5 protein-coding genes are annotated in these 6,279 nt (G+C 48.7%); 1 reads left to right on the forward strand and 4 read right to left on the reverse strand.

All coding sequences use genetic code 11. The features are described 5' to 3' along the window. Positions 1-162 precede the first annotated feature (162 nt). The 3 genes from AC4E7D_RS07020 to AC4E7D_RS07030 all read right to left on the reverse strand — a co-directional run bounded on the left by AC4E7D_RS07020 (position 163) and on the right by AC4E7D_RS07030 (position 4,127). Positions 163-591, reverse strand: coding sequence for a QcrA and Rieske domain-containing protein (locus tag AC4E7D_RS07020; protein ID WP_490173102.1), 429 nt, complete (start codon positions 589-591; stop codon positions 163-165). 89 nt (positions 592-680) lie between these two features. Continuing rightward, entirely contained in the window at positions 681-1,856 is a 1,176-nt protein-coding gene (locus tag AC4E7D_RS07025) for an AIR synthase related protein (RefSeq protein WP_490173103.1), read from the reverse strand. Positions 1,857-1,940: 84 nt separating this feature from the next. Further along, positions 1,941-4,127 carry a glutamine synthetase III family protein gene (locus AC4E7D_RS07030; RefSeq protein WP_490173104.1) on the reverse strand — a complete coding sequence of 729 codons (2,187 nt, stop codon included), beginning with the start codon at positions 4,125-4,127 and terminating at the stop codon, positions 1,941-1,943. Between the two features lie 214 nt (positions 4,128-4,341). Here AC4E7D_RS07030 and AC4E7D_RS07035 point away from each other — a divergent pair, with 214 nt between their 5' ends. Continuing rightward, positions 4,342-5,367 (forward strand): glutamine synthetase beta-grasp domain-containing protein, encoded by a 1,026-nt coding sequence (locus AC4E7D_RS07035; protein WP_490173105.1) that lies wholly within the window; start codon positions 4,342-4,344, stop codon positions 5,365-5,367. Positions 5,368-5,426: 59 nt separating this feature from the next. Here the strand turns inward: AC4E7D_RS07035 and AC4E7D_RS07040 are convergent. Beyond that, positions 5,427-6,279 (reverse strand): calcium/sodium antiporter (locus AC4E7D_RS07040; protein ID WP_490173106.1); only part of this gene is annotated, 853 nt, incomplete at its 5' end.

Raw genomic sequence — 6,279 nt, forward strand, 5'->3', positions numbered from 1 at the left:
TTGCTACCCAGCACCAGAAAGCAGGAAAAGAACAAAATTACTGTAGTTCTCACGGTTATCAGATTTGGGACTTCGATTGAAATACCGCAGGATCAGCAGGCCCGAACCCCCCATAGGCAATATCCCTTACCGTACTGCCAAGAGGATGAACGCAGACAATAACTAATCAAATACCCTCAGGATATTTCCATTTAACTCTGTATTAAAGATTTTAAGTGGGTTAGTTGTGATTTGATTTAGTGGCGTACCGTTCTGGTCAAATTCGGAGAAATGTGTAAAACACTGAAAATATCCTCCGTCTTCAGCAATAAAACGAACTGTATCGTATCCTTGATGACTGCAAATCTGACTTGCTGCCACGAAATTGCCTTGCAGGTTCTTCACAACCACCACTTCATTTTTCAGGATAAAATCCCCATTGTTCTGAAGATCTGCACCTTCGGCCGAATTAAGGTCGATGGTAAAGTCTACCCCGGTAGGTACAGGGTTTTCCCCTCCATTGTCGTCCTTTGAACAACCTTGTAAACAAGGAAAAGTCAGGGCAAATGCGGCACCTGCCCCCAGGCTTTTCAAGAATGTCTTTCTTTCCATAACAATTGTTTTTCGTACATAATAAAAATCCTGCCCGCAACGGCAGGGGATTCTATATGAAAACGACGGAAACAGGGGAATCGTATACCTTAGTAGGAAAAGGTCCCGTAAGGGCTTTGGATAGTAAGTTTCTTACCTTCCGAACCTTCTACATGCCCCACGATTTGGCCATCAATGCCGAAAGAAGATGCGATCGCGATCAGATCATCAGCAACTATCTCATCTACATACAATTCCATACGGTGGCCGCAGTTGAATACCTGGTACATCTCACGCCAGGGGGTTCCGGATTCTTTCTGGATAAGGGAGAACAAAGGGGGTACCGGGAACAGATTGTCCTTGATCACGTGCAGATCTTCAATAAAATGGAGGATCTTGGTCTGTGCCCCGCCACTGCAATGTACCATACCGTGGATATGGTGGGCCGGACAGGATTCGAGGATCTTTTTGATTACAGGGGCATAGGTGCGGGTGGGTGAAAGTACCAGCTTACCAGCATCCAGGGGAACCCCTTCTACCGGGTCTGTAAGTTTCATGCTTCCCGAGTAGACCAGATCCCCGGGTACCGCATGGTCATAGCTCTCAGGGTATTTTTTCGACAGATAATTCGAAAAGACGTCATGCCTTGCTGAAGTGAGGCCGTTACTGCCCATACCCCCGTTGTATTCACTTTCATAAGTGGCCTGTCCAAAGGAAGCCAGGCCTACGATGACATCACCTTCCCTGATGTTGGCATTATCGATTACGTCTTTCCTTTTCATGCGCGCCGTCACCGTAGAATCCACAATTATGGTGCGTACCAGGTCCCCTACATCAGCGGTTTCCCCTCCGGTAGAGTAGATCTGGATCCCGAATTGTTCCAATTCATCGATCAGTTCTTCTGTCCCCTGGATAATGGCGCGAATGACCTCTCCCGGGATCAGGTTTTTGTTCCTGCCTATTGTGGATGACAACATGATGTTGGAGGTTGCCCCTACACAGAGCAGATCGTCCAGGTTCATGACCAGGGCATCCTGGGCGATCCCTTTCCAGACCGACAGGTCCCCGGTTTCTTTCCAGTACATATACGCCAGGGAAGATTTGGTCCCGGCACCGTCTGCATGCATTACCAGGCAGGCGTCTTTGTCTCCTGTGAGGTACTCCGGAACGATCTTGCAGAAGGCCATGGGAAAAAGCCCTTTGTCTATTCCCTCGATGGCGGCATGCACGTCTTCTTTGGAGGCTGAAACCCCGCGTTTTCCATATCGTTCACTAGCTGATCCCATAGGTACTGTTTAGCAGCAAAAATAGGAAACCTCCCATAGAAAAACAGGTATCCCGCAAGTTTAAATAGGAACAGGCAATTTGGCCTATTTATTGAACAGAAGTTCGCGGTATTTTACCAGCGGCCATGCATTGTCGTCAACAAGTCGCTCCAAGCGGTCACAGTGCCTTCTGATCTTATCAAAATAGGGGCGTACTTCCTCGCAGTAGGACATTGCTTTTTTGGGGATGTCTGTCATGGCATTGGCTTTTTTCCGGGCCTCCACCATGGCATCCGTGTTTTTCTTCATCTCCATAACATGCTGGGAGATCCGCTCAATAAGGTTGAGCGTCCCTTCAGCAAAGGTCTTATGCGCTGCCCCGTAGATGTCCTTGAGTCCCTGAACATTCTGTATCAGGGTGTTCTGATAAGCAATCGTTGCCGGTAAAATATAACTGTACACCAATTCATTGAACACCCTGCCCTCGATTTGTGTCTGCAGGATGTACGTCTCCAGTTCTACCTCCTGACGGGCGCGTATCTCAGTTTCGCTCATCACGTCCATGGCCTTGAAAAGATCAAGGGTGTCTTTGGAAGTCATTACCTTGACGGCATGCGGAGTAGTAGGGTTGTTACTGAGTTTCCTGCGTTTGGCTTCCGCTTCCCAGGCTGCGCTATACCCATCTCCTTCGAACCGGATGCGCTTGGAGGACTTTATATATTCCCGAAGCACGTTGAAGATCGCCTCGTCTTTCTTAAGTTTTTTCTTTTCAATAAGGGTGTCTACCTCTTTCTTGAAATCCTGCAGTTGTTTGGCCACAATGGTGTTCAAAACCGTCATGGGTTTGGCACTGTTGGTTCGGGAGCCCACGGCCCGGAATTCGAATTTGTTCCCGGTAAATGCGAACGGACTGGTACGGTTGCGATCGGTATTGTCCAAAAGGATTTCAGGGATCTTTCCAACTACATTGAGTTTCAGTTCGGTCTTTTCTTCCGGCGAGAGTTTCCCCTGAGACACCCCCTCCAGCTCATCCAACACCTCACTCAACTGCTTGCCGATAAAGATAGACAAGATGGCTGGTGGCGCTTCATTGGCCCCAAGCCTCAAATCATTACTGGCAGAAGCAATAGAAGAGCGCAACAATTCTTCGTAACTATCCACGGCCTTGATGGTATTCACGAAAAAGGTGAGAAACTGCAGGTTTTTCATCGGCGTACTTCCCGGACTCAGGAGGTTAACACCTGTATCTGTCGCCAGGGACCAGTTGTTATGTTTCCCGGAGCCATTGATCTTGGCAAAAGGCTTTTCATGGAATAGCACTTTGAACTTGTGTTTCTCTGCTACCTTTTCCATGATGTCCATCAGCAGCAGGTTATGGTCCACAGAAAGGTTGGCCTCCTCATAAACCGGGGCCAGTTCGAACTGGTTCGGTGCCACTTCGTTGTGACGTGTCTTGATGGGGATCCCCAGTTTCAAACATTCTGTCTCCAGCTCCTTCATGAATTGCAGGGCCCGTTGCGGGATCACGCCAAAATAATGGTCATCCAATTGTTGTCCTTTGGCGGCATCCTGCCCTACCAGGGTCCGGCCCGCCATAACGAGGTCGGGGCGCGCCTTGGCAAGGGCTGCATCCACCAGAAAGTACTCCTGTTCCCAGCCCAAAGTGGCAAATACCTTGGACACATTTTTATCAAAATACCGCGCCACTGCTGTAGCGGCATCATCAACGGCACTCAGTGCACGCAGCAGAGGGGCCTTATTGTCGAGGGCTTCCCCCGTGTAGGAAACAAATATGGTAGGGATGCATAATGTAGTTCCATAGATAAATGCCGGGGAGGTAGGGTCCCAGGCGGTATAACCACGTGCTTCAAAGGTATTGCGCAACCCACCGCTGGGAAAACTGGAAGCGTCGGGTTCCTGTTGTACGAGCTGTCCGCCGCCGAATTTTTCAAGGGCCTTGCCATCAGACATCAGATCAAAAAAGGCATCGTGCTTCTCTGCAGTTGCTCCCGTCAGGGGTTGAAACCAGTGGGTATAATGAGTTGCCCCCATGGAAATGGCCCAGGCTTTCATTGCCTCTGCGATCTGGTCGGCAATACGCCTGTCAATCTTCGCACCGGAGTACATCGCTGCATAAACACTATTCAAAGCGTCACGGGTGAGGTACTGCCGCATGCGGTCCTGACCAAAGACGTGGCTGCCATAAATTTCGGAACGCCGCCCGGTAGTCACTACCGGGATGATCTCCCGTTTCATACTCTCTTTAAGTGCCTGTTTGCGTATCGTGGACATAACCAAAAAGTTTCGGAATTTTCTATCCGTCAAAATTAAACATTTGACAGTTAATCCTGAAAAAAATGCTTTTTAATCAATTTACCCCTTAAAAAAAAGGGGTGTTAATAATTATATCGATTTTTTTGATAATTACCCCCTCATCTATATTATGGGTATGTAGAATTATTATATTTTTGACGGTCAGTAATTTTTTTTAAAAATCCATGGTATTATGAGTAAAACAAAATTAGAGTATATCTGGTTGGACGGGCATCAGCCCACCCAGGAACTCCGCAGTAAAACGAAAATCATGGACGACTTCGATGGTAAACTGGAAAGTTGTCCTATGTGGTCTTTTGACGGGAGCTCCACTGAGCAAGCCGAAGGGAATGCTTCGGACTGTTTATTGAAGCCCGTAGCCATTTACCCTGATCCGGAACGTGTAAACGGATTTTTGGTGATGTGTGAGGTATTGAATGCAGATGGAACTCCCCACGAGTCCAACCACAGGGCCCAGATTGATGACGATGATAACGATTTCTGGTTTGGTTTCGAGCAGGAGTATTTCCTGATGGATACCCAAACCGACCTGCCCTTGGGCTTCCCTAGGGGTGGATTTCCAGGACCTCAAGGTAAATACTACTGTTCTGTAGGTGGCCGTTACACCTGGGGGCGTGACTTTGTAGATGAGCACCTGAATATTTGCCTGGATGCCGGACTCAACATAGAGGGTATCAACCAGGAGGTTGCTCCAGGACAGTGGGAATTCCAGAACTTCGCCAAAGGCGCCAAAAGGGCCGGAGACGAGTTATGGGTGGCCCGTTACCTGCTAAACCGACTCACAGAAAAGTATGGCTATTATATTGAACTACACCCAAAGCCCGTGAAAGGGGACTGGAACGGTAGTGGTATGCACGCCAACTTCTCCAACAGCACCCTGCGCACCGCAGGAAGCAAAGGTGTCTACGAGGCGATCTGTGAAGCATTCCGTCCTGTGGCAGAAGACCATATTGACGTGTACGGAGCCTTTAACGATGAGCGTCTTACCGGATTGCACGAGACCCAGTCGATCAATGAATTCTCCTATGGAGTTTCTGACCGGGGCGCCTCTATCCGTATTCCGATCGCCACAGTAGAAAGTGGATGGAAAGGATGGCTGGAAGACCGCAGACCGGCTTCCAATGCTGATCCCTACAAAGTGGCCGGAAGGATCATTAAGACCGTAAAGTCCGCTAAACTGGAAACAGTTGCCGGATAAGTTTTACAACTACGGTAATAAAAGCTAAGAAACCCCCGCCATCCGCGGGGGTTTCTTTTTTAATTCAGGGTCAGGAATAGGAACACGACATACAGGGTTATAAGCACCAAACCATCCCGCCACCCCAGGCGTAAACCTTTGGGTAAGAATACCAGGGGAAGGATGAGGAAAGAAATCCCCAGCATCCAGAAGATGTCGTCAGACAATAGTCCTGGATCTTTAACAGGGATAGGGGTAATCAGCGCAGTTATTCCCAGCACAGCGAGTAAATTAAAGATGTTGGACCCAATGAGGTTACCAACAGAAATGGCCTTTTCCTTTTTGATTATCGCCACTACCGAGGCCGCCAGTTCCGGAATGCTGGTACCTACCGAAACCACGGTAATACCAATGACCCTTTCACTTATCTCAAATTGCTTCGCCAGGTTCACCGCTCCTTCGATAAGGAGTTCCGAACCTCCCCAGAGTCCGGTAGCACCGAGTGCAAGAAATATTAGAGACAGGTACAGGGGCAAAGGCCGGTCGTCTTCCGGAAGGTCGTCCACAATGGCCGTCTTTTGGAACCTGAGCAGGTAGACGAGGAAAACAAAAAGCAATGCAAACATAATCCCCCCCTCATGCCGCTGAAGGAGTTGGTCAAAATAAATAAATCCCACAAACAAGACCGTGGCAAACATCATCATGGGCCAGTCCGTAATGTAAAAACTGCGCCTTACCTCAATATTGCTCATAAGGATCACAATGGCCAGTACCAGGCCCAGGTTGGCGATATTGGAACCTACCACATTGCCCAGGGCAAGGTCCGGAAAGCCGTCGAGGGCCGCATTGATACTTACGATTAACTCGGGGGCCGAGGTCGCAAAAGAAACCACGGTCATCCCGATTATGATCTTGGAGATATTCAAACGGAGC

Source organism: Lentiprolixibacter sp., assembly GCF_982873095.1.